We start from the raw sequence: 23,014 nt of genomic DNA on the forward strand, positions 1-23,014 counted from the left end.
TGACACAGGAGGATCATGCTTTCGGGGCTGGGGCGTCTCATCCACCGGCGACGCTGGACCAGCCTCGTGCTGATCCTGCTGACGACCGTGGTCGCGGGCGGCTGGGGCCTCGGCGTGTTCGCCAAGTTCAAGGAGGGCGGCTTCGAGGACCCGGACGCGTCCTCGACGCTCGTCGCCAAGCTCGGCGCGACCTACTTCGGCAGCACGAACCCCGACGTCCTCGTCCTCTACACGAGCGACACGATGACGGTGGACGACCCGCGCTACGAGGCGAGCGTCATCGGCACGGTGGCGCGGCTGCCGACGGCGAACGTCGAGGAGATCATCTCCTACTGGTCGTTCGACGGCGACGCGGCGAAGTCGTTCGCGTCCCACGACCGGCACTCGACGTTCGTCGCGGTGAAGATCCGCGGCAAGACCGGTGCCGAGAAGGCCGAGAACTACCACGCGGTCGAGGACCGGCTCGCGGCGGCGCCGGGGCTGCGCGTGCAGCTCGGCGGCAGCATCCCGCTCGGCGAGGAGTTCGGCCAGCAGGTCGTCAAGGACATCGTCCGCGCCGAGCTGATCACGGCGCTGCCGCTGTTCATCCTGCTGATGATCCTGTTCGGGGCGTGGACGGCGGCGCAGCTGCCGATGGCCGTGGCGATCTTCGCGACCGTCGGCGGCCTGGCCGTGCTCCATGTGGTGACGTACGCGGCGGACGTGACGTCGTTCGCCCTCGAAGTCGTCACGATGATGGGCGTCGGCCTGTCGATCGACTACTCGCTGTTCATCATCAGCCGGTTCCGTGAGGAACTGGAGAGAGGCATGTCCGCGCAAGGGCTGCCACCGGGCAAACCTTGGAAGCGGGAGCGGGACAAGGCCGCGCGCAAGGCCGCGAAGAAGGCGTACAAGGAGGCCCTGGAGCCGATCCGGGAGTCGGCCTTGGCCGCCACCATGGCGACCGCGGGCCGCACCATCATGGTCAGCGGCATCACCGTGTCGGCGGCTCTCGCGGGCCTGCTGCTCTTCCCGCAGATGTTCCTCCGGACGATCGGGCTCGCCGGCATCGCCACGGTCATGGTCGCCGTGTTCGGCGCCATCGTCCTGCTGCCGACGCTGCTGGCGATCCTCGGCAGGGGCGTCGAGTTCGGGCGGATGCCGTGGCGGCGGCCCACGGCCAGGCGCGCGCAGCGCGACCCGGAGAGCGGCTTCTGGTACCGGCTGGGCCACAGCGTGATGAAGCATCCGCTGCCGTACTTCGCGGTCGTGCTCGTCATCCTCGGCGTGATGTTCGTGCCGTTCCTGAACGTCCAGTTCGGCAGCGTGGACGCGCGCGTCCTGCCGAAGGACAGCCCCACCCGAGCCGTCGTCGAGACGGTCAAGAAGGAGTTCCCGAACGGGTCCGCCGAGCCGATCGACGTGGTCGTCTCCGGCGACCTCATCCCGCGCGACTGGAAGCCCGCCAAGAAGGGCGACCCCATCCCGCCCTACCTGGAGGAGTTCCGGCAGAACCTGGCGAAGCTCCCCGGCGTCACCGAGGCGCAGTTCACCGGCTACTCGGGCGCGTACGGCGGTGTGCGCATCTCCGTCACGCACAAGTACGAGCCGATGGACCAGCACGCCCAGGACCTCGTCAAGGACATCCGCGCGATGAGCCTGTCCAAGGACGGCTATCCGATGCACGTCGACGTCGGCGGCAGCACGGCCTCGCAGATGGACCTGATGTCGAGCCTGATGCGCACGCTGCCGAAGATGGCGCTGTTCGTCGGGGTCGCCACGTTCATCCTGCTCTTCATGTTCTTCGGGTCGATCGTGCTGCCGCTGAAGGCGATCGTGATGAACGTCCTGTCGATCGGGGCCTCGTTCGGCGCGATCGTGTGGGGCTTCCAGTACGGGCATCTCGCCGGCGTCCTGGACTTCACCCCGACGGGCGGCGTCGAGGCCACCAGCATGATCCTCATCCTCGCGGTCGTGTTCGGCCTGTCGATGGACTACGAGGTCTTCCTGCTCAGCCGCATCCGCGAGGAATGGGACCTCACGCACGACAACCGCGTCGCGGTCGCGTCCGGCATGCAGCACACCGGCGGCATCATCACCAGCGCGGCGCTGCTGTTCCTCGTGGTGGTCGCCGCGTTCAGCATGGCGGGCATCACGGTCGTGAAGCTGATCGGCGTCGGCATGTTCGTCGCGGTCGTGGTGGACGCGGCGCTCGTCCGGTCGCTGCTCGTCCCGGCGACGATGCGGTTCATGGGCGCGGCGAACTGGTGGCTGCCGCCCTTCCTCGCCGGGCTGCACGCCCGGATGGACTTGCGCGAGCACACCGCCGCCGTTCCGGCGGGCGCGACCGCCGCGCCGCCGCGCATGCCGGACGAGCAGCCCTTCCCCTACGCCCTGAACTGGGCGGAGGTGAAGGCCGCACCGGCGGGGGAACCGCAGCCGGTGGACGCGCGCGACGCCTTCCGGCCCGCTCCCCAGCCGCCCGCCGAGCCGGAGCCGCCGCAGCTGGTGTTCCGGTCGGCCAACGGCGCCGGGGCCGCGTCCGCCGAGGCCGCGTCCGGCGGGGCGCCGTGGCGGCCCTGGGCGGACGGCCCGCCGCAGCCGAGGGCGCCCCAGCGGCCGCGTGCGAGGCGGGCGATCGTCCCCGCCCCGGACGGGTCGGGCTGGCGCTGGAGCGACCCCGCCGACGACCGCTGACACGCGGCCGACGGCGGCCGGGGCTCAGCGCAGCAGAGTGTCGATGACCTCGCGGGCGCGGCCGACGCCGTCCTCGGCGCGGATGCGCCGGCCGAGGTCGTCGGCGCGGTCCGCGACGTCGGGGTCCTGGACGGCGCGCCGGATCCTGGCCGCGAGCCGGGGCACCGTCATCGCCCGGAACGGCAGCGGCCGCGGCCCGGCGCCGAGCGCGGCGACGCGCTCGCCCCAGTAGGGCTGGTCGCCGAAGAACGGGCACACCACGGTCGGCACGCCGGCCCGCAGCCCCGCCGCGGTCGTGCCGGCGCCGCCGTGGTGCACGACCGCCGCCATGCGGGGGAACAGCCACGTGTGCGGGACGTCCCGCACGGCGAGGACGTGCTCGTCCGACGTCGCCGGATCGCCCTGCACGATGCCGCGCACCCCGGCGAGCTTCAGCGCCGTCCGGACGGTGAGGTCGGTCATCGCGGAGTCCTTCGGCACCATGCTCCCGAACCCGACGTAGACGGGCGCGGGACCGGCCGCGAGGAACTCCGCGAGCTCCGCCGGAGGCTCCCACTCGGGCTCGTCGAGGAACCAGTACCCGGTGAGGTGCACGCCGGGGCCCCAGTCGGCGGGCCGCGGCACGACCGCCGGGCTGAAGCACGCCAGCACCGGGCCGTCCGGGCGCCGGCCCCGCAGCGGCAGCCTCGGCAGCCCGAGCGAGGCGTCCCGCCACGGGTTGATGAACGGCCGCGACAGCTGCCAGGCGATCTCGTCGACCGCCCGGAAACTCGCGCGCCGCCCCCACGGCCCGAGCATTCGCGCCTGCGGGACGAACGGATGCGGGAACGCGCCGGTCGGTTCGCTCGGCTGGAAATGAATCAGCGCCCATGGCACGCCGAGATGCTCGCCGATATGGCGGGGAAGGAATCCGAGTGTGGGCCCGAGGATGAGGTCCGCGTCCTTACAGGCGTCCGAACACTCGGCGAGGAGCCGTTCCGCCATCGGGCCGAGGATGCGCCGGAACCCGCCGAGGAACTTCACCGGATTCCGGCCGCCCGCGAGCAGTTCCTGCCCCGCGTCCGATTCCAGGATCTCGGTCGGATCGGCGGTCAGCGGCGCGAGTTCCAGACCGGCCGCGACGGCCATCGGCGCGTACCGCGCGCTCGCCACGAGCCGCACCTCGTCGCCGCGCGCCCGCAGCGCCCGGCCGAGCGCGACGCACGGCTGGATGTCCCCGCGCGACCCGGCCGCGAAGATCACGATTCTGCTCACGGTGCCTCCTACCAGGCGTCGCTGCGCGGGACGGGCTGCGGACCGTCCGCCGGGCCCTCCTCCTCCGGGACGTACGGCTCGTACCAGCCCTCGGGCGGCGCGGGCCGCTCCTCGGCGTCTGCGGCGTCCACGGGGTCAACGGCGTCCGTGACTGGCGCCTCGGCGGCTTCGGGTGCGTCGGCGTCGGGTTCCGCCAGGCTGCCGCCGCGCACCCGCCACACCGGCGCCGCCCCGAGGTCGGCCGGCGCGGACGCACCCTCGCCCGCCTGCGGCGGGACCGCCGGGATCGGGGCGGTGGGAGGGGCGCCCTCGCCGCTCGGCCAGTCCTCCCAGGCGTTCGCGGCGGCGGACGGAGCAGGCGGCGGAGCAGGCGGTTCGGGCGGCTCAGGCGGTGCGGGCGGTGGGACGGCAGGAGCGGGCGGCGTGGCGGAAGCCGGCGGCGGGGCCGCGCCGGGCGGTGCCGGCCAGGGCGTCGGGATGGCGGGCCGGTCGCCGTCCGCCCGGTCGTCGTCCAGGGGCTCGGAGGCGGCGTCCGTCCACCAGTGGGGACCGGGGGTCGGGGTGGGGGCGGGGTCGTCCGGCATGGGGTCGTCCTCCCAGGTGAGGGGAAGCGGGAGGGGTGCGCCGGGCGGCGCGGCGGTCGCGACGGCGACGGGTTCGGCGAGCGGCGCCGCGAGGGGGTCGGGCGCGGGCCCGACCAGGGCCGGGATCGGGTCGCGCGGCGTCGCGGCCGGGTCGAACGTCGGGGTGTCGGGGATGACCGGCGAGGTCTTGCCGTGCTTCGGCCCGAGCCAGCCGCGCCGGCTGGGCAGCGTGATCCCGCTGATCAGGCCGCCGATGAGGACGAGCACGGCGCCGAGGATGAGCCCGGAGGAGGTGCCCGCGCGGAACGTCTCCAGTTCGGCGGCGCTGGCGCCCTGGTCCGGGACGTGGTGGACGAGCAGCCCGACGATCGCGATGCCGAACGCGCCGGACGCCTCGCGGATCACGTTGATGACGCCGCTCGCGACCCCGGCCCGCTTCTCCGGGACGGCCTTGAGCACGTACATCACCAGCGGCATGCCGAGCGCGGCGCCGACGCCGACGAGCATGACCCCCGGCATCAGGTCGGCGTAGCCGTCGCCGACCTGGAGCATGGAGAACAGCACCATGCCGAGGCCCATCAGGGCCATCCCGACGCCGATCGCCGGGCGCGGGCCGAGCTTGGCGGCCATCAGGAACGCCAGGGGGGTCAGCAGGATGATCGCGATGGCGGGCGGCAGCATGACCAGGCCCGCCTCGGGCGGCGAGAAGCCGAGGAAGCGCTGCAGGAACGGCTGCGAGTAGAACATCATGCCGTTGAAGCCGATGCCGTAGAGCATCTGCGACAGCAGCCCGCCGGTGAACACCCGGTTGCGGAAGAACCGCAGGTCGATCATCGGGTCGGGGGCCCAGCTCTCCACCACGATGAAGCAGACCAGCGCGATCACGCCGAGGGCGAAGACGCTGAGCACGGACGGGTCGCCCCAGCCGCGCTTGTTGCCGACCTCCAGCGCGTAGATGAACGCGAACAGCATGGTCGCGGAGATCAGCACGCCGGGCAGGTCGATGCGGGCGTGCCTGTTCTCGCCCTTCCCGGTGAGGGTGACGAGGCCGAGCAGGATCACCAGGATGCCGGGCACGATGTTGATCAGGAAGATCCAGCCCCAGTGCCAGTGCTGGACGATGATCCCGCCGATGGTGGGGCCGAGCGCGGTCGCGCCGGACGCGGCGCCGATGAAGATGATGTTGCCGATGGAGCGCTGCTTGTCGGTGCGCCCGACGGTGACCATGACCTGCGTGGCGGGCAGTGCGAGCGCGGCGCCGGCGCCCTGCACGATGCGGGCGAGGATCAGCACCTCGGAGGTCTGCGCCAGGCCGCACACGGCGGACGCGGCGGTGAACACGACCATGCCGGTGGTGAACGTCACCCGGCAGCCGAAGACGTCGGTGAGCCGCCCGCCCGTGATCATCAGGCAGGAGAACATCAGGATGTACCCGGTGGCGACCCAGTCCTTGGCCGAGGACGACATGCCGAGGTCGTCCATGATCGTGGGCAGCGCCGTGAAGACCACCGTGTTGTCCATGGTGGTCATGAACGCGCTGACGGCCACCACCGCCAGTGCCCATCGGTACCGGCCCCGGGTCAAGAGTCCGTACGGCGGGGGTCCCCGGACCGCCGGGAAATCCGCCGCTTCCCCCTAAAAGCAGTCGTCGCTATTGTTACTATTGGTTGGCGCTCCGTTACTCAGCCCTGACATCTGCCGGGCGAACTCAACTATCCCATCAGGCCACATTGGTTACTGCCGAGTCTTGTCATCACCGTGACAAGACCTCGATGAGAAAAGTGGTCTGGGTGCGCATCGTGAGCCGGTCAGTGTGGGACAAAGTGGTCCCTCCGCTTCGATGAACGATCCCGGTTTCATGGGGGGAACCCACCGCATGCAGAGCAACGATCGTTCCGGAGCCGCGCGGGAGACCCCGCAGGACGAGACTCGGATCACTGAGGATTCGATTCGCCGGCATCTGATCGAGCAGATCGCGCGCCGCTCCCGGACCACCGCCGCCGACATCGACCCCGACCGTCCGCTGGAGGAGTTCGGGCTGGCGTCCCGGGACGCGGTCGCGATCGCCGGCGAGCTGGAGCAGCTGCTCGGCCGGTCCCTGCCGGCGACGCTCGTCTGGGAGCACCCCACGATCAACAAGCTCTCCGTCGCGCTGGCCGGCGGCGCGCCCGCCGCCCCCGCCGCGCCGGTGCCGGCGCCCGCCCGGGGGGCCGCGAACGACGAGCCGATCGCCGTCGTCGGCATCGGCTGCCGCTTCCCCGGCGGCGACCGCGACCTGACCGGCCCCGCCGACTACTGGCGCTTCCTGACCGGGCGCGGCGACGCGATCCGCGAGGTGCCGGACGGCCGCTGGGACCCGTTCGACGACGGCTCCCCCGAGGTCGGCGACCTGCTCGGCAGGACGACCCGGCTCGGCGGGTTCCTCGACGACCTCGCCGGGTTCGACGCGCAGTTCTTCGGCATCACGCCGCGCGAGGCCGCCGTCATGGACCCGCAGCAGCGGCTCGTCCTGGAAGTGGCGTGGGAGGCGTTCGAGCACGCGGGCATCGGCCCGGCGTCGCTGCGCGGCAGCCGCACCGGCGTGTTCGTCGGGGTGTCGGCGCCGGAGTACGCGGCGTTCACCGCCTCCGATCTGGCGTCGCTGGAGCCGTTCACGGCGACCGGCGCCGCGCTCAGCATCATCGCGAACCGGCTGTCGTACCTGCTCGACCTGCGCGGCCCCAGCATGATCGTCGACACGGCGTGCTCGTCGTCGCTGGTCTCCACCCACCTCGCCGTCCAGGCGCTGCGCAGCGGCGAGGCCGACGTGGCGCTCGCGGGCGGGGTGAACCTGCTGCTGTCGCCGACCGTCACGATGACGTTCGACCTCGCCGGCGGGACGGCGGCGGACGGGCACTGCAAGGCCTTCGACGCGTCCGCCGACGGCATGGTCCGCGCGGAGGGCTGCGGCGCCGTCGTGCTGAAGCGGCTGTCGGACGCGCAGCGCGACGGCGACCGGATCCTCGCCGTCGTGCGCGGTTCCGGCGTCAACTCCGACGGCCGCTCGAACGGCCTCGTCGCGCCGAACTCCGACGCGCAGCGCGCCCTGCTCCGCGACGTCTACGCGAGCGCGGGCATCGACACGCGCGAGGTCGACTACGTCGAGGCGCACGGGACGGGCACGTTCCTCGGCGACCCGATCGAGGCGAAGGCGGTCGGCGAGGTCCTCGGCGCGGGACGCGACGCCGCCGCGCCGCTGCTGCTCGGCTCCGCGAAGTCGAACCTCGGCCACATGGAGTCGGCGGCGGGCATCGCCGGGCTCATAAAGGCCGTCCTCGCGCTGCACCACCGGGTCATCCCGGCCAGCGCGCACTACAAGGAGCCCAACCCGCACATCCCGTTCGACGAACTGCGCCTCTCCGTCGTCGCTGACGAGACCCCGTGGCCCGACAGGGGCCACCCCGCGCGGGCGGGCGTGTCCGGTTTCGGCTTCGGCGGGACGAACGCGCACGTCGTCCTGGAAGAGGCTCCCGCGCAGGAGACGACCGTCCAGCCGGCCGTTGTCCGTACGTTCCCGCTGTCGGACACGAGCGACGACCGCGTCCGCGACCACGCGGCCCTTCTCGCCGAGTGGCTCCCTGCCCGCGACGACGTGAAGCTCGCCGACGTCGCCCGCACCCTGCACCGGCGCGCCGGCCGCGGCCGGGCCCGCGCCGCCGTCTCCGCCCGCGACCGCGCCGGTTTCGTGGAAGGGCTGACCGCACTCGCCGAAGGACGCCCTCACCCCGGTGTCGTCACGGGTTCGGCGCTCGGCGTTCCCGGCCGTCCGGTGTGGGTCTTCTCCGGATACGGCGCGCAGCGCGCGGGCATGGCGCAGCGTCTCCTTGAGGAGGAGCCCGCGTTCGCCGAGGCGATCGACGACCTCGACGGCCTCTTCGCCGAGGAGGGCGGCCCCGACCTGTGGTCGCTGCTCGAAGAGGGCCGCAAGCCGGACGGCCCCGCCGACGCCATGCCGGTGCTGTTCGCGATCCAGCTCGGCCTGGCCCGCATGTGGAAGTCGTACGGCGTCACACCGGGCGCGGTCGTCGGCCACTCGATGGGCGAGGTCGCGGCGGCCGTCGTCGCCGGGGCGCTCACGACCGAGGACGGCGTCCGCGTGATCTGCCGCCGCTCCCGGCTGCTGACGCGGCTCGTCGGCGGCGGCGCGATGGCGGTGCTCGGCGCGTCCGCCGAGGAGGTCGCGCGGCTCGCGGACGGCCTGCCCGAGGTGTACGCGGCCGTCCACTCGTCCCCGAAGCAGACGGTCGTGACCGGCGACGCCGACCAGGTCGCCGAGGTCGTGAAGCGCGCCGAGGCCGAGGGGCGGCTCGCCCGGATGGTGCAGGCCGAGGGCGCCGGGCACTCCCCGCAGGTCGACCCGCTGCTGCCCGAGCTGCGCGAACTCCTCGCCGAGGTCGGCGCGGAGCGCGGCACCCCGCTCGCCGATGACATCGAGCTCTACACCACCGCCCTCGACGACCCGCGCGCCTACCTCGGCTCCGACGCCGCGCTCGGCGTCGACCACTGGGCCGCGAACCTGCGCAACGCGGTGCGGCTCACCGACGCCGTGTCCGCCGCCGCCGAGGACGGCTTCCGGACGTTCGTCGAGGTCAACGCGCACCCGATCCTCGCCCACGCGGTCGGCGAGACCCTCGAAGGGACGGGCGCGCTCGTCACCCACACGCTCAAGCGCGCGCGCAAGGGCGAGGAGACCGACGACACGCTGACGTTCCACGCGCAGCTCGCGACCCTCGCCGCCCACGGCCTCAAGGTCGCCGTCCCGGCGGACGGGGGCGTCGTCGACGTCCCGCAGTCGCCGTGGCGGCACGAGCGGCACTGGGTCGACCTGTCGTCCCGCGCGTCCGGCAGGAGCGACGAGCACCCGCTGCTCGGCGCGCACGTCGAGCTCCCCGGCGAGGACCGGCACGCCTGGCGCGCCGACGTCGGCACGGCCGCGCAGCCGTGGCTGGACGGCCTGGCCGTGCACGGCCTGCGCGCCCTGCCGGTCGCCGCGTTCGCGGAGATGGCGCTCGCCGCCGGCGCGACCGCGCTCGGCACCGAGGACGTCCGCGTCAACAGCCTGTGGATGGAGCGGCCGCTCGCGCTCGCCGACCACACCACCGTCACCACCACGTTCACCGAGGCCGAGCAGCGGGTGGAGATCCACGCGCTGACCCCGGCGGGCACCTGGGCGCGGCTGGCCAGCGCGGACGTCGGCGACGACCACCGCGCCCCCGCGGCGCCCGAGCCGGGCCCGGCCACCGAGGTCGCGGGCGCCGAGCGCGGCAGCCGCCACTACCGGCTGCACCCGGAGGTCTTCGACCGCTGCCTGTCCGTCCTGTCGGACGAGGCGGCGAACGGCGACGGCGGCGTCTGGCTGGCCGAGACGATCGGCAGCCTCCGCGTGCACGGCCCGACGCATCGCGGCGGCCACGTGCGGGCGAGCGTCGTCCGCGACGAGGAGGGCGTGACCGGCTCGGTCATGCTCCTGTCGGCGGAGGGCGACCTGCTCGCCGAGGCGACCGGCATCGTCCTGCGCCGCGTCGAGCGCCCTGACATCCCGGTGCCGCTCGAAGACAAGCTGGTCGAGCTGATCTGGGACGAGTCGCCCCTCCCCGACGACGCCGAGGCGGCGGGCGGCGGCACATGGCTGGTGCTGTCCGACGAGCACGACGCGCTCGCCGCCGCGACGACCGCCGGCCTGGAGGAGCGCGGCAAGCGGGTCATCCGGCACCGCGTGACGAACCGCCCGCCGGACGACCACCCCGCCATGGAGGAGCCGGTCGAGGGCGTCGTGCTCGTCCCGTCCGCCGACCTGGTCGACGAGGAGCTGGTGCTCGCCACGGTCGGGGTGAGCCGTTCGCTGCCGGACGGCCCGCGCCTCTACGTCGCGACCCGCAACGCCCTCCCGCTGCACGGCGCGGCGGGGTTGCCCGGCCACGGGTTCATCAGCGCGATCACGCGCGTCCTGGCGTTCGAGCGGACCGCCCAGCGCGCCACCCACGTGGACGTCGACCGTCCGCAGGACCTCGTCGCGGAACTGCTCGCCGCCGACGGCTCCCGCGAGGTCGCCTGGCGCGGCGGCGCCCGGTACACGGCGCGCCTCGGGCAGGCCGCGCTGCCCGCCGCCCCGGCGAAGCGCAAGCGGATCGTCCGGCGCGGCGGCGCCTACATCATCACCGGCGGGTACGGCGGGATCGGCCTGGTCACCGCGCGGCTGCTGGCCGAGCGCGGCGCCGGGCGCATCGTCCTGTCCGGGCGGAGCGGCCCCGACGCCGACGCCGAGAAGGTGATCGCGCGGCTGCGCGAGGACGGCGTGGACGTCGGCGTCGTGCTCGGCGACATCGCGGCGCCCGGCACCGCCGAGCGGCTGGTCAGGGTCGCGCGGGAGGGCGGCAAGCGGCTGTACGGCATCGTGCACGGCGCGGGCGCCATCGACGACCGGCTGATCGCCGACCTCGGCCCCGACGATCTCCACAGGGTGTGGACGGCGAAGGTCGAGGGCGCGCGCCGGCTCAGCGAGGCGGTCTGGGACCTCGACCTCGACTGGCTCGTCATGCACTCGTCGGCCGCCGCGCTGCTCGGCTCGCCCGGCCAGGGCGCCTACGCCGCCGCGAACGCCGCGATCGACGCGCTGACGGCCCACCGCCGCGCCCACGGGCTGCCCGGCACCACCATCAACTGGGGCACCTGGTCGCAGGTCGGCGGCGCCGCCGACGCGTCGGTCACCGTCATCGACCCGATCAGCCCGGCGGAGGGCGCGGAGGCGCTCGAAGCGCTGCTCGTCCACGACCTCCCGGCGGCGGGCGTGCTGCGCTTCGACCCGGCGACGGCCGTCGGGCTGTTCCCCGAGATCCGGAACATGCCGTACTTCGCCGCGCTGACCGAGGCGGCGGACGCGGCCGGGGGCGACGCCGCCGGCGACTGGCCCGGGGTGGAGGCGCTCAAGGACCTCGACCCCGCCACCGCCCGCGCGAAGATCGCCGCGCAGGTCAGGCACCGGATCGCGGCCGTCCTCGGCTTCGACCCGCAGCGCCTCGACCCGGCCGTCCCGCTCACCGACCTCGGCCTGGACTCGCTCGTCGCCGTCCGGATCAAGAGCGGTGTCGAGCACGACCTCGGGCTGACCGTCCCGGCGTCGGTGCTGCTGCAGGGCGCCAGCGTCAACGTGTTCGAGGAGTGGGCGGCGGGCGAGCTCGGCCTCGCCGGCGCCCCGGCCCCCACCGCCGTGTCGAACGCCGAGTCCGGCTATGTCATGCCGCGCGACGCCGCCGAGCGGCTGGCGGTCCGCATCATCGAGGACGTCCTCGGCCTCGACCGCGTCGGCGTCACCGCCGACTTCTTCGCCGAGCTCGGCGGCCAGGACCACCAGGCCGACGAGGTCGTGGCCCGCGTCTGCGCCGAACTCGGCGCCGAGGTCACCCGCGGCGAGCTGTTCGAGGTCCCGACCGCCGAGAACGTCGCCGAGTTCATCCGGGCCGCCGACGAGGAGGCCGCGCGGCAGACCGTCCGGCCTTTGAAGACCTCGGGCACCCGGCGGCCGATCTTCATCGCGCACCCGGCGGGCGGCACCACCGCCTGCTACCGCCAGCTCATCGACCTGCTCGGCGACGACCAGCCGGTGTACGGGCTGGAGCGGTTCGAGGACGCGCCGTCCGTCGAGGAGCGCGCCGCCCGCTACGTCCGGCACCTCCTCGAAGCGCAGCCCGAGGGCGCGTTCCGGCTCGGCGGCTGGTCGTTCGGCGGCGTCCTCGCCTACGAGACCGCCCGCCAGCTCGCCGCGGCCGGGCGCGAGGTCGAGTTCGTCGCGCTGTTCGACGCGGGCCTGCCGCTGCCGGTGGACGACGAGTCCGACACCCTCGCCCGCCGCTTCGCCGCCTTCGCCGACTACATCAACGAGACGTACGGCCTGGAGGTCGCCCTCACCTACGAGGAGCTGTCCGGCCTGGACGAGGAGGCCCAGTTCGCGCTCGTCATGGAGCGCGCGGCCCCGCTCGTGGACCACATCCCCCCGGCGGCCCTCACCCACCAGCTCACGTCGCACCAGGACACCCGTTCCCTGGAGGCGTACCAGCCCGAGCCGTACGACGGTCGGGTCATCCTGTACTACGCGCCCGAGGAAACCCCTTGGGCCGTCCGGGACGCCCGCTATGTGCTCGACGGGACCAACGGTTTCGGCGGGCTCTGCTCCGACCTGGAGATCGTCACGATCCCCGGGGTGCACCACCTCAACCTGCTGGACCCGCCCGGTGTGGAGGCTCTCGCCGCGCACCTGGAGGGCAGGCTGGCCGGACGGCGGGAGCGCGACGCCGTCCTCACGTCCACAACGGCCCGCTGAGGGCCGGCTCACCCCCCTGAACCCCGTCGTTCCACGGAGGACACCCATGGCCCAGTCCGGCTCGTCCCACGCCCTGCTCGACGCCGTCCGCTCCGGTGCGAGCGGCCCCGAGCTGCAGGAGATCGACCTGCCGACGCGCTTTCGCGCCGCGTTCACCCGCAAGGACGAGGTGGGGATCTTCGAGGGCCAGACCGACAAGGACGTGCGCCGCTCCCTGCACGTCGGCGAGGTCGAGATGCCCGAGCTGGCGCCCGACGAGTGCGTGGTCGCGGTGATGTCCGCCGCGATCAACTTCAACACCGTCTGGTCGGCGATCTTCGAGCCGGTGCCGACGTTCGCGTTCCTGGAGAAGTTCGGCCGGCAGGGCTGGTACGGCGCCCGGCACGACCTGCCGTACCACATCCTCGGCTCGGACGGCTCCGGCGTCGTCGTCCGCACCGGCGCGGGCGTGAAGCACTGGAAGGTCGGCGACAAGGTCGTGCTGTCCCCGTCCTACGTGGACGAGGAGGACCACGGCTCCTACGACGACGGCATGATGTCGGAGACCCAGCTCGCCTGGGGCTTCGAGACGAACTTCGGGTCGCTCGGCGAGTACTGCATCGTCAAGGCGAACCAGCTGATCCGCAAGCCCGCGCACCTCACCTGGGAGGAGGCGGGCTCCAACACGCTGTGCGCCGCCACCGCCTACCGGATGCTCGTCGGCACCCACGGCGCCCGGATGAAGCAGGGCGACGTCGTGCTGATCTGGGGCGCGACCGGCGGGCTCGGCTCGTTCGCGACGCAGCTCGTGAAGAACGGCGGCGGCATCCCCGTCGGCGTCGTGTCGTCGGACGAGAAGGCCGACATCGTCCGGGCGCAGGGCTGCGAGCACGTCATCAACCGCAACGAGCTGAACCTCGGCGAGCAGGGCCTGCGCCACCCGAAGGCCGGCCGCGTCCTCGGCGAGGCGATCCGGAGCCTCGTCGGCGAGGACCCCGGCATCGTGTTCGAGTACCTCGGCCGCGAGACGTTCGGCGCGTCCGTCTACGTCGCCAAGCGCGGCGGCAAGATCGTCACCTGCGGCTCGTCCACCGGCTACAAGCACGAGTACGACAACCGGTTCCTGTGGATGCGGCTGAAGAGCATCATCGGCTCGCACGGCTTCAACTACCACGAGGCCGCCGAGGTGAACCGGCTGTTCAGCCTCGGCATGATCCACCCGACGCTGTCGAAGTCGTTCCCGCTGGAGGAGGCCGGGGAGGCGACCCGCGCCGTCCAGACGAACCAGCACATCGGCAAGGTCGCCGTCCTGTGCGGCGCCGAGAAGGAGGGCCAGGGCGTGGACGACCCGATCCTCCGCGAGAAGATCGGCGAGGAGAAGCTGAACCTCTACCGCCGCTGACGTATCCGCACGAAGGGACGGGCCCGGTCGCCGGGTCCGTCCCTTTCGCGTTCCCTCGGCGAGGTCACGACGGCGCGCCGAGCTCCTCGGCGGCCTCCTGGTAGGCGCGGGCGGCGCGGGCGAAGTAGTCGAACAGCACCGCGCGCTGCTCGGGCGGGTAGCCGGCGATGATCTCGCCGATCCGCCGCCGCGCGGGGGCGAGGACCTCGTCGAGCCGGGCGGGCTGGGCGATCGGCTCGACGATGACCTTGCGGCGGTCGTCGGGGGAGGGCAGCCGGCGGACGTAGCCGGCCTTCTCCAGGCGGTCGATCAGGCGGGTGGTGGGGCCGGTGGTCAGCCCGGTGCGCGCGCCCAGCTCCCCCGGGGTCATTGCGCCCGACAACTCCAGAACGTTCAGGGCGTACAGGTCGGTCGCCCCCATGTCGCACGCCTTGGCGCCCGCGTGCCCGTGCAGCATGACCGCGCTCAGGTACCGGCGGTAGGTCCGGCTCGCGTCCTCGGGTGTTGACACGGGATCCTCCCCTCCCTAATCTCTTCCTCAAGGAAGAGAAATCTTCAAAGAAGAAACTTCTTCTATGAAGTTATCATGGGAAGGGGCATCGCCGTGGGCACCAGCACCAGCACCACCAACACCGCCAGCGCCATCGCCACAGAGCAGGTCACCGACGTCCCGGCCGTGCCCCGGCGATCCCGGAGGCGGCTGGTCAAGCGGTTTCTGGGGGTCGGCGCGCTGTCGGCCGGGCTTGCCGCGGGCGGCGCCTACCTGTGGCTGGACGGCACCGCGGACGTGCTCCAGGCCGGCAACCCCGACTGCGCCGCCGTCACCCCGACCGGCGTGCCCGCAGCCGACGCGCACCGGCAGGTATGCGCGACGCTCAGCGCGATGACCGAGGCCTGGGGCCGCGGTGACGCCGACGCCTACGGCGCGGCCTTCACCCGGGACGCCACCTACACCACCTTCGTGGGCAGCCACTACCAGGGCCGCCGCGACATCGTCGAAGGCCACCGCGCCTTGTTCGGCGGATTCCTCAAAGACACCCGCCTGGCCGACTCCTACCTGGGAATCCGCTTCTACGGGCCCGCCACCGCGATCGTCGCCACTCGTGGCGACACCTACAAGGGCGAGACCAAGAAGCCCGGCGAACTGTCCAAGGTGCAGACCTACACGCTGATCCGCCAGGACGACGGCCAATGGCGCATCGCCGCCTTCCACAACACCAAGCGGCAGCGGGTCATGGAACGCATCTCGTTCCTGTTCGACGCCGACACCCGACCCGCCGCCGAGAAGTGATCCGAGAAGGGACCTCACTGATGAACGCGCACGACACCGCCGCGATCACCGCCGTCCTGGACCGTCTGGCCGCCGCCTGGTCGGCCGGTGACGGCGCCGCCTACGGCGCGGAGTTCACCGAGGACGCCACCTACATCACCTACGTCGGAACCTTGTACCGGGGAGCCCGTGAAATCGGCAGCGCACACCAGGCCCTGTTCGACGGCTTCCTGAAGGGCACCCGGCTGGCCCATGAGATCGTCAGCGTCCGCTTCACCGGCCCCGGCACGGCCCTGGTCGTCACCCGCGGCGACGTCCACAAGGGCAAGCCGGGCGGACTCCGCAAAATCCAGACCTACATGCTCGCCCGCCGGCCCGACGGCGCCTGGAAGGTCGCCGCCTTCCAGAACACCAAGCACAGGGCCGTCATGGAGGCCGTCTCCTTCAAGTTCCAGCCCACCACCAGGCCCGCCGCGACCTGAGCGGACGGATCATCTGCGGTGCGACCGCTCAGTCCTCCTCCAGCGAGATGTCGCCGAGGCCGAGCAGCAGGGTGCGCAGCAGCCCGGCGAGGGCCTCCTGCTCGTGCGGACCGAGCGCGGCGAGGATGCGCCGCTCGTTCTCCAGGTGGGCGGAGACGGCGCGGTCGATCAGCTCGCGGCCTTCGGGGGTGAGCGCGACGACGACCGTGCGCCGGTTCGCGGGGTCGACGTCGCGCGTGACGTAGCCCTTCGCCACGAGCCGGTCGAGCCGGTTGGTGACGGCTCCGGACGTCACCATCGAGGAGCGCGCCAGCGCGCCCGCCGTCATGCCGCCGGGCGCGCCCGCGCGCCGCAGCGTGGCGAGGACGTCGAACTCGCCGCGCTCCAGCCCGAACTCGGCGAACAGCGCCTTGAGCTCGCGTTCGGCGATCCGCGTCACCCGGGACAGGCGGCCGAGCACGCCCATCGGGGAGGCGTCCAGGTCCGGGCGGGCGCGGGCCCACTGCTCCAGGACGAGGTCGAGGGCGTCGCGCGTCACCTGAACTCCTCAACGTTGAAGTGTTTGACGCAAAGCTATCACCTCGCCTACAGTTCTTAGCGTTGAAGATTTCAACGTTAAAAGGTCACTTGGAGGAGGCCATGGTGCGCGTCACGGCCCTCGACCACCTGGTGCTCAACGTGCGGGACGTCGAGCGGGCGCTGGAGTTCTACACGGGCCCGCTCGGGCTGCGGCCCGAGCGCGTCGACGAATGGCGGGCCGGGAAGGCGGGCTTCCCGACCGTCCGGATCAACGAGTCCACGATCATCGACCTGCTGGACGCCCCGCGCGACGGGACGAACGTCCACCACTTCTGCCTCGCCGTCGAACCCCTGGACTGGCAAGAGCTGATCGACTCCGGCGAGTTCACCGTCATCAAGGGCCCGGTCGACCGGTTCGGCGCCCGCGGCATGGCGCGCTCGGTCTACGTCGAGGACCCGGACGGCAACGTCATCGAGCTGCGCTGGTACCCCGAGGACGCGGAGGGATGAGCACCATGACCGAGCAGAGCCCCGCGCGGGCCTGGTTGGGCGTCGCCGCCATCACGGCGAGCCTCTTCGTCTTCCTCACCACGGAGCTGATGCCCGTCGGCCTGCTCACCCCGCTGAGCGAGAGCCTGGACATCTCCGTCGGCGTCGCCGGACTCATGGTGACCCTCTACGGCGTCTCCGCCGGCCTCGCCGTGACGTTCATCGTGGCATGGACGCGGCGCGTCAACCGGCGCGTCCTCCTGTCCACCCTGCTGGTGGTGCTCGCCCTGGGCAACCTGATCACGGCCGTCGCGCCGAACTACCCGGCGGTGCTGGCGACACGGCTCATCATGGGCTTCGCGAGCGGCGTGTTCTGGGCGATCGGCGTGAGCATGGCGATGCGGCTCGTCCCGGAACGCCACGCGAGCCGGGCCGCCGCCGTCGTGATGTCCGGCATCTCGATCGCCACCGTCGTCGGCGTCCCCCTCGGGACGATCCTGGAAGACCTCACCAGCTGGCGGACGACGTTCCTCATCTGGGCGGGCCTCAGCCTGCTCGTCCTCCTCGCCGTGGCCGCCGTCCTGCCGTCCCTGCCGTCGGCGAACGCGGTGTCGGTCCGGGAGGTCTTCGGCCTGCCGCGCCACAACGCCCGGCTGCGCCTCGTCCTCACCGCCGTCGTGCTGTTCGTCCTCGGCCACTTCGGCGCCTACACGTTCGTGCGCCCGTTCCTGGAGGACACCGCGTCCGCCTCGGCCGTCTTCATCACCGTCGTCCTGATGCTGTTCGGCCTCGGCGGCGCGGTCGGCAACTTCATCGCCGGCTACACGGTGAACAAGAGCCTGCGAGGGAGCTTCATCGTCGGTTCCGTGGGCCTCGTGGCGTCCCTTCTCCTCCTGCTGGCGATCGGCGGAGGCAAGACCGGCGCGGTCATCGCACTGATCCTCTGGGGCGTCGCGTTCGGCGTCGTGCAGCTCTCCCAGGTCAACATGACCCTGGCCGCCGCACCGGAGACCTTCGAGGCCGCGATGTCGCTCAACACGATGGCCTACAACACGTCCATCGCCTTGGGTGCCCTCTTCGGCGGCCTGTTCGCCGACCACTTGGGCGTCACGAACATCGCCTGGTTCGGCGTGATCCTGACCGCCGCCGCCCTCCTCCTCGTCGCCACCACAGGAGGCCGCACGACCCGCCCGTCCCCAACGCAACCCACCCCCGAACTGGTCAAGGACTGACCGATGACCCCCTGACCGCCGGCCCGTCCCGGCGGTCAGGGCTTTCTGCCGCCAAGCGCCTGGACGACCCACGGAACGAGCGACGCGGCAACCCCCGCACACGTCCCGTCCAGATCGGAGCAAGCGCCCAACCGGTCACCGGTGCTCGACACGAACCACCACCCGGTCCCGTCCCGGACGGCGGTAACACTCTCCCCGACGCAGGGGACGCGCGGATCGAACACCCGCAGCAGCGGCGGCGACTCGTCGTAGCGGGGCTGGGCCGTCCACCCGCCCCGCCGCAACCGGCGGGCGAGCCGGTTGAGGTGCCGGCGCGCCCGCCAGGCGTCCGGGAGGGACGGCGCGACCGGTGGGCCCGGGGGGAGCCCGCCCGGCCGCGCCGCCTCCCTCCCCGGGGCCGTCCGGGGGCGGACGGCCCGCTCCGGCGCCGAGCTCACCGGAGGTCTCGGAGGGAGCCGCGCGCCCGCGCGGCCTCCCGCATCAGCTCGGCCCGCAACTCCACCGGGTCGGGCCGCATGACGGTCGCGTCCACCCCGGCCGCGGGGTCGATGAGCGTGGCGACGTACTCGCCGAGCCGCCCATCCCACCGGCGCGACCGCCAGATGTGGTGCCCGGGGAAGTCCTCGCGCAGCCGATCGAGTGCGGGGTTATCGAACGCAATTGTGTCTTCCATGGAAGGTCCCGTAGTCGTTTTCGCCGCCAGTGAATGTGTTATAAGAATCGCAGCGCGCATGACTCCCGACCAGGAAGGCGGTGGGAGTTGTGTGCTACTCCCCAAAAGATCAACGAAACCCAGGTGCAGGTTTCAAAGGAGCTTCCCATTGGGTGTGCGTAGCGAACCATATGAAGCCCCCGCAATTCAGACATTCGCCACTGAAGTGACAGCGTGGCGTACGCAAGCAGGACTCACGAAGACGGCCATCGCCGAGGCAATGGGGTACACGCCCCAGTGGATCAGTCAGATCGAATCCGCGAAGAGCATCCCCTCTAAGGAGTTCGCGCAGAACCTCGACACGTTCTTCAGGGTCGATGGCCTCTTCGAGCGGCTGTGGAAGCGCATCATTGACACCCGCCACCAGGCCATCCTCCCGCCCGGCTTCACCGAGTACCAGGAGCGAGAGGCCGAGGCGAGTCAGGCGCGCATCTACCAACTGATGCTGATTCACGGCCTGCTGCAGACCGAAAACTACATCCGCACAGTCGTCGGCCACGACCAGGATCCAGACACAGCGGAACGACTCGTCTCCGAACGTCTCAGGCGGCAGGAGATCCTCACCCGTGAGAACCCGCTCCACGTATGGTTCACACTCGACGAGGCTGCGCTGCGACGCGCGATCGCTGGGCCGGACGTCATGCGCGACCAGCTTGCCCACATCCTCACCATGGGCGAACGGCCGAACGTCTCCATCGATGTCGTCCCGTTGGACCAGGGGTACTACCCCGGTCTGACCGGGAGCTTTACGATCCTGAGCTTCTCCGACACGTCGGACGTCGCGTACACCGAATCGGCGGGGCAGGGAATGCTCATCCAGGACCCGCGGGTCGTCGCTGGTTTCGCAGTAATGTACAACTCACTACGAGGTGACGCGCTTCGAGTCGGAGAGTCGCGTGCCTTAATCACGAGTGTGATGGAGGAGTACGGATGACCACCCGGGATCTGTCGACGCTGAAGTGGCGCAAGGCAAGCCAGAGTGGACATCAGGGTGGCGACTGCGTCGAGGTCGCGGGTGTCGCGCGGACGGTCGCGGTCCGGGATTCCAAGGACCCGGACGGGCCGAAGCTCGCCTTCTCGTCCAGCGAATGGCGTGCATTCGCCAGCCGCATCACGTCCGGCGCCCACGACCTGCCCTGACCCCCTGACCGACGGGCCCCTGCCCCTTCTGGGTGGGGGCTCACGCACACGCTCCATCACGAAGTCGCGAGTTGTCGCTGATCTCGCAGTAACGTCCGGCTCACTGCCGGGTGAGGCGCTTCGCATCCAGAAATCGTGGATGCTGCTCAAGAGCGTCTTGGAGGTGCACGGATGATCCCCACACCGGATCTGTCGGCCGTGAAGTGGCGCAAGGCGAGCCGCAGCGGTCACGAGGGCGGCGAATGCGTCGAGGTCGGCGCCCTCCCGTCCGTCTCAGCTGAGGTCTGGCGCAAGGCAAGCCGAAGCGATCACCACGGCGGTGACTGCGTCGAGGTCGCGGGTGTCGCGCGGGCGGTCGCGGTTCGGGATTCCAAGGATCCGGACGGGCCGAAGCTGGCCTTCACGTCCGCCGAGTGGCGTACGTTCGCCCGCCGCGTCACGGCCGGCGCCCACGACCTCCCCTGACCGCCGACAAGGGTGTTCGGTGTTCGGTCATGACCGAACACCGAACATCACGCGCGCCGGGGTCAGCCCAGCAAGGAGACGAAGGCGCGGATCACCCGTGGTCGCGCGTCAGCCGCCGCCGTCGCCGGGTGCGGCCCCGGTGATGGCCTGCGTCTGGCGCCCGGTGATCTCCTGCAGCGGTATGTCGTCGTAGTTGCCGAGGATGACGCCGACCCACCCGCTATCCGGGTAGATGCTGTAGTGGGTGGAACTGCCGGGGTGGAGGCCGCCGCGTCCGAGCTCCCACTGGCCTTCGACGATGTGGGCTGTCGGCCCGTAGGTGGCGAACCCCGGGGAGCCTCGGAAGTTGGGGGCCTTGACCGAGGTGTACACGTCGGCCCAGGGCGGGTCGAGCACGGTGCCGTCGTACAGCGCTTCCGTGAACCGGACCATGTCCGGTGCGGTGACGAACCCTCCGTCCGGGACGAAGTTGCGGGCATTGTTCATGCCCGCCATACCCGGGTGAGGGCTGTCCTTGTCCAGGTTGCGGACGGCGTCCACCCGGCTGCCGTCGGCCTGCTTCATGTACGAGCGCGCGATGTGCTCGTCGGCCAGCCACTGCGGCCTGGTGTAGTACCCCGAGCCGGTCATGCCGCAGCGCTCGAAGATGTCCTTCTGCACGTAGTCCCAGAACGTCATGCCGGACACCGCCTCGACGATCTGCACGACGACTTCCGAACCCCAGCCGGGTTTCTCCGAACCCGCACCGGGGGCCGCGACCAGCGTGGCCTGCCGGGCGTACTGCTGGTCGTACTCCCGCTGCTCTTCCTTGCTCTGGAAGATGCGCTGGTAGTCACGCTCCGGAAAGGACAACCCCGAGGTGCCCACGAGCAGGTGATGGACGCGCACCTGCTCAGCGATCTCCTTGGCGAAACCGGTCAGGTAGGTGCCCACCGTGTCCCACAGCTTCACCTTGCCCCGCTGCGCCAACTGCACGATGGACAGGCTGGCGAACGGCCCGCCGTACTGATTGAACGCGACACCTTCGTGGTTGCGGATCCCCTTCTCCTTGTCGGCCATGCCATAGCTGCGGGACAGCACCGTCCGGCCCCGGTGGGAAAGCAGCACCACCCCGGAAAACCTGTCCTCGGCGGCCAGCTTCGCGATGTACCGGTCGTAGGCGCCGCCGGGACGGGTGTCCGGAGGGATCGGGCCGAGCTGAGCACCTCTGCCGGTTCGTGCCGTGGCCGTCCCGCCCAGTAGCGGTGTGACCGCGCCGGCGACGGCCGCCACTGCGGCGCCCCGCAACATCGAACGCCGTTCCCATGCCCCGCCACTCGCACCGGCCATGTCCGTTTCCTTCTCCCAGTCTCGCGATGGACTGCGAAGCCGGGTCACCGGGCCTACGCCCGCGCCCCTGCTCCGCGCCTCCATCGAAAACCGGAGACTGTTGCGGTGGCGTATGCGATTTTCGATACGCCCGCAATACACCCGACCGCCGGCACCCCGTCCCATGCGTCGGGGTCAGCCCAGGGACGAGACGAAACCGAGGGTGATGACCGTCAGCCCGCCGTCCTGTAGACGAACCCCTCAAGCGAGGTCACTGTCTCGGCGCGGTTGTAGCGGTGCCGCATGCAGTACCGCGTCGGGTACCAGCCCGAACGCTCATACGCCTGCGGCAGCTTGATCGGAACGCAGCGGTCATCAATGGTGCCGTTGCGCAGCCCGTTGTACTGCGCGAGATTCACCATCGGCTCGTAGAAGGTGACCTTGCCGTTCCAGATGCCGTAGATGAAGGAGGACGTGAATTTCCCCCCATGGAATTCGGGGGCGGTTGTGTCGACCAGATGGTTGCCCATTCCGGGCTCGACGGCGTCGGTGTCCTCGTAGTCGGGGTGCCGGTATTTCGCGGCCGGGAGAATCTTGCCCTTGGGGTAGTCATCGCAGTTGGTGAGCTGCGGGCACGGTCCAGGGCGGATCGCCAGTCGCTCCGCTTCAGGATTCATGTAGAAGTGGACGTCGAAATGCGGTACGTCCCAAATGTGGGGAGGCATGTGCCCCATCGGATTCCAGTTGGCCAGGACGTAGGTGAAGGGCGAGTCGACCCGCTTCGTGAACTTCGGGCTCAACCGGAGGGATCTCTCATGCCCGCCCGTGCATTCACGGTGCTGGTCGACGGTGCCGTCGCCGTTCTTGTCGTAGCACCAGATCCCGCTGGTGGGCGGCTCGTACGGAAGACCGTCGTAGGTGCCGTCCTTGGCGAGGAGCCCGATGACCAGCGGGATCTTCCCCCTCGTCTGCGAGAACGCGGTGAGCCTCCCGTTCCCGAGGGGCGCGCTCTGCCCGTACTGGGCGCACGGCCCGGGATAGGAGAGGGAGCGGGCGAGCAGCTTGCCGACAGCCCGCTTCGCCACCTGCACGGTCTTCTCGGTATGCGGGGCGCTCTTCGGCACCGCGCAGACCGTGACAGTCGAG

Annotated in this window: 18 protein-coding genes; 10 read left to right on the forward strand and 8 right to left on the reverse strand. The window is 71.5% G+C overall.

Annotation, left to right across the window (positions count from 1 at the left end; translation table 11 throughout):
- Window positions 1-15: 15 nt before the first annotated feature.
- Window positions 16-2,676: an MMPL family transporter gene (locus AB0K34_RS10040; protein ID WP_364547160.1), complete on the forward strand. Its 2,661-nt coding sequence runs from the start codon at window positions 16-18 to the stop codon at window positions 2,674-2,676.
- A gap of 24 nt (window positions 2,677-2,700) precedes the next feature.
- Here the strand turns inward: AB0K34_RS10040 and AB0K34_RS10045 are convergent, their stop codons facing one another.
- Both AB0K34_RS10045 and AB0K34_RS10050 read right to left on the reverse strand, forming a co-directional pair.
- Window positions 2,701-3,930 carry a glycosyltransferase gene (locus AB0K34_RS10045; RefSeq protein ID WP_364547162.1) on the reverse strand — a complete coding sequence of 410 codons (1,230 nt, stop codon included), beginning with the start codon at window positions 3,928-3,930 and terminating at the stop codon, window positions 2,701-2,703.
- A gap of 8 nt (window positions 3,931-3,938) precedes the next feature.
- Window positions 3,939-6,065, reverse strand: a complete 2,127-nt coding sequence (locus AB0K34_RS10050) for an MFS transporter (RefSeq protein WP_364547164.1) — start codon at window positions 6,063-6,065, stop codon at window positions 3,939-3,941.
- Between the two features lie 325 nt (window positions 6,066-6,390).
- On the opposite strand from AB0K34_RS10050, the gene AB0K34_RS10055 reads away from it, so the two are divergent.
- Both AB0K34_RS10055 and ccrA read left to right on the forward strand, forming a co-directional pair.
- Entirely contained in the window at window positions 6,391-12,870 is a 6,480-nt protein-coding gene (locus tag AB0K34_RS10055) for an SDR family NAD(P)-dependent oxidoreductase (RefSeq protein ID WP_364547166.1), read from the forward strand.
- A gap of 46 nt (window positions 12,871-12,916) precedes the next feature.
- Window positions 12,917-14,251: a crotonyl-CoA carboxylase/reductase gene (ccrA, locus tag AB0K34_RS10060; protein ID WP_138640023.1), complete on the forward strand. Its 1,335-nt coding sequence runs from the start codon at window positions 12,917-12,919 to the stop codon at window positions 14,249-14,251.
- Between the two features lie 64 nt (window positions 14,252-14,315).
- On the opposite strand, the gene AB0K34_RS10065 is transcribed toward ccrA, so the two are convergent.
- The gene (locus tag AB0K34_RS10065; protein ID WP_301175352.1) at window positions 14,316-14,762 is read right to left on the reverse strand and encodes a MarR family transcriptional regulator; all 447 of its coding nucleotides are present in this window, start codon (window positions 14,760-14,762) and stop codon (window positions 14,316-14,318) included.
- 75 nt (window positions 14,763-14,837) lie between these two features.
- Between AB0K34_RS10065 and AB0K34_RS10070 the strand changes: the two genes are divergently transcribed.
- Together AB0K34_RS10070 and AB0K34_RS10075 are read left to right on the forward strand one after the other, a co-directional pair.
- Complete coding sequence (locus AB0K34_RS10070; protein WP_301175353.1) at window positions 14,838-15,542, forward strand: SgcJ/EcaC family oxidoreductase; 705 nt, start codon at window positions 14,838-14,840, stop codon at window positions 15,540-15,542.
- Between the two features lie 20 nt (window positions 15,543-15,562).
- Window positions 15,563-16,003 (forward strand): SgcJ/EcaC family oxidoreductase, encoded by a 441-nt coding sequence (locus AB0K34_RS10075; RefSeq protein WP_301175354.1) that lies wholly within the window; start codon window positions 15,563-15,565, stop codon window positions 16,001-16,003.
- 28 nt (window positions 16,004-16,031) lie between these two features.
- Here the strand turns inward: AB0K34_RS10075 and AB0K34_RS10080 are convergent, their stop codons facing one another.
- Entirely contained in the window at window positions 16,032-16,541 is a 510-nt protein-coding gene (locus AB0K34_RS10080) for a MarR family transcriptional regulator (protein ID WP_301175355.1), read from the reverse strand.
- A 101-nt stretch (window positions 16,542-16,642) separates the two neighbouring features.
- Between AB0K34_RS10080 and AB0K34_RS10085 the strand changes: the two genes are divergently transcribed.
- Window positions 16,643-17,032 carry a VOC family protein gene (locus tag AB0K34_RS10085; protein WP_364547171.1) on the forward strand — a complete coding sequence of 130 codons (390 nt, stop codon included), beginning with the start codon at window positions 16,643-16,645 and terminating at the stop codon, window positions 17,030-17,032.
- A gap of 5 nt (window positions 17,033-17,037) precedes the next feature.
- Window positions 17,038-18,243: an MFS transporter gene (locus AB0K34_RS10090; protein ID WP_364547174.1), complete on the forward strand. Its 1,206-nt coding sequence runs from the start codon at window positions 17,038-17,040 to the stop codon at window positions 18,241-18,243.
- Window positions 18,244-18,278: 35 nt separating this feature from the next.
- Here AB0K34_RS10090 and AB0K34_RS10095 read toward each other — a convergent pair whose 3' ends face one another.
- The gene (locus tag AB0K34_RS10095; RefSeq protein ID WP_364547176.1) at window positions 18,279-18,680 is read right to left on the reverse strand and encodes a hypothetical protein; all 402 of its coding nucleotides are present in this window, start codon (window positions 18,678-18,680) and stop codon (window positions 18,279-18,281) included.
- The gene (locus AB0K34_RS10100; protein ID WP_364547178.1) at window positions 18,677-18,916 is read right to left on the reverse strand and encodes a hypothetical protein; all 240 of its coding nucleotides are present in this window, start codon (window positions 18,914-18,916) and stop codon (window positions 18,677-18,679) included. Before AB0K34_RS10100 ends, AB0K34_RS10095 begins: the two co-directional genes overlap by 4 nt.
- 58 nt (window positions 18,917-18,974) lie before the next feature.
- On the opposite strand from AB0K34_RS10100, the gene AB0K34_RS10105 reads away from it, so the two are divergent.
- From AB0K34_RS10105 to AB0K34_RS10115, 3 genes are all read left to right on the forward strand, one after another.
- Window positions 18,975-19,889, forward strand: a complete 915-nt coding sequence (locus AB0K34_RS10105; protein ID WP_364547181.1) for a helix-turn-helix transcriptional regulator — start codon at window positions 18,975-18,977, stop codon at window positions 19,887-19,889.
- On the forward strand, window positions 19,886-20,095 hold the full coding sequence (locus tag AB0K34_RS10110) for a DUF397 domain-containing protein (RefSeq protein ID WP_364547184.1): 210 nt from the start codon (window positions 19,886-19,888) through the stop codon (window positions 20,093-20,095). Before AB0K34_RS10105 ends, AB0K34_RS10110 begins: the two co-directional genes overlap by 4 nt.
- 171 nt (window positions 20,096-20,266) lie before the next feature.
- A complete protein-coding gene (locus tag AB0K34_RS10115; protein ID WP_364547186.1) occupies window positions 20,267-20,560 on the forward strand; it encodes a DUF397 domain-containing protein in 294 nt (97 codons plus the stop codon).
- A gap of 108 nt (window positions 20,561-20,668) precedes the next feature.
- Here the strand turns inward: AB0K34_RS10115 and AB0K34_RS10120 are convergent, their stop codons facing one another.
- Together AB0K34_RS10120 and AB0K34_RS10125 are read right to left on the reverse strand one after the other, a co-directional pair.
- Window positions 20,669-21,832 (reverse strand): serine hydrolase domain-containing protein, encoded by a 1,164-nt coding sequence (locus tag AB0K34_RS10120; RefSeq protein WP_364547188.1) that lies wholly within the window; start codon window positions 21,830-21,832, stop codon window positions 20,669-20,671.
- 269 nt (window positions 21,833-22,101) lie between these two features.
- A complete protein-coding gene (locus AB0K34_RS10125) occupies window positions 22,102-22,992 on the reverse strand; it encodes a hypothetical protein (protein WP_364547191.1) in 891 nt (296 codons plus the stop codon).
- Window positions 22,993-23,014 lie beyond the last annotated feature (22 nt).

Source organism: Actinomadura sp. NPDC049382 (genome assembly GCF_040677125.1).
Taxonomy (GTDB): domain Bacteria; phylum Actinomycetota; class Actinomycetes; order Streptosporangiales; family Streptosporangiaceae; genus Spirillospora; species Spirillospora geliboluensis.

Coding starts and splice junctions, on each gene's coding strand:
- AB0K34_RS10040 (WP_364547160.1), top strand. CDS start 16: ATGCTTTCGGGGCTGGGGCGTCTCATCCACCGGCGACGCTGGACCAGC.
- AB0K34_RS10055 (WP_364547166.1), top strand. CDS start 6,391: ATGCAGAGCAACGATCGTTCCGGAGCCGCGCGGGAGACCCCGCAGGAC.
- ccrA (WP_138640023.1), top strand. CDS start 12,917: ATGGCCCAGTCCGGCTCGTCCCACGCCCTGCTCGACGCCGTCCGCTCC.
- AB0K34_RS10070 (WP_301175353.1), top strand. CDS start 14,838: ATGGGAAGGGGCATCGCCGTGGGCACCAGCACCAGCACCACCAACACC.
- AB0K34_RS10075 (WP_301175354.1), top strand. CDS start 15,563: ATGAACGCGCACGACACCGCCGCGATCACCGCCGTCCTGGACCGTCTG.
- AB0K34_RS10085 (WP_364547171.1), top strand. CDS start 16,643: ATGGTGCGCGTCACGGCCCTCGACCACCTGGTGCTCAACGTGCGGGAC.
- AB0K34_RS10090 (WP_364547174.1), top strand. CDS start 17,038: ATGACCGAGCAGAGCCCCGCGCGGGCCTGGTTGGGCGTCGCCGCCATC.
- AB0K34_RS10100 (WP_364547178.1), bottom strand. CDS start 18,916: ATGGAAGACACAATTGCGTTCGATAACCCCGCACTCGATCGGCTGCGC.
- AB0K34_RS10105 (WP_364547181.1), top strand. CDS start 18,975: ATGACTCCCGACCAGGAAGGCGGTGGGAGTTGTGTGCTACTCCCCAAA.
- AB0K34_RS10110 (WP_364547184.1), top strand. CDS start 19,886: ATGACCACCCGGGATCTGTCGACGCTGAAGTGGCGCAAGGCAAGCCAG.
- AB0K34_RS10115 (WP_364547186.1), top strand. CDS start 20,267: ATGATCCCCACACCGGATCTGTCGGCCGTGAAGTGGCGCAAGGCGAGC.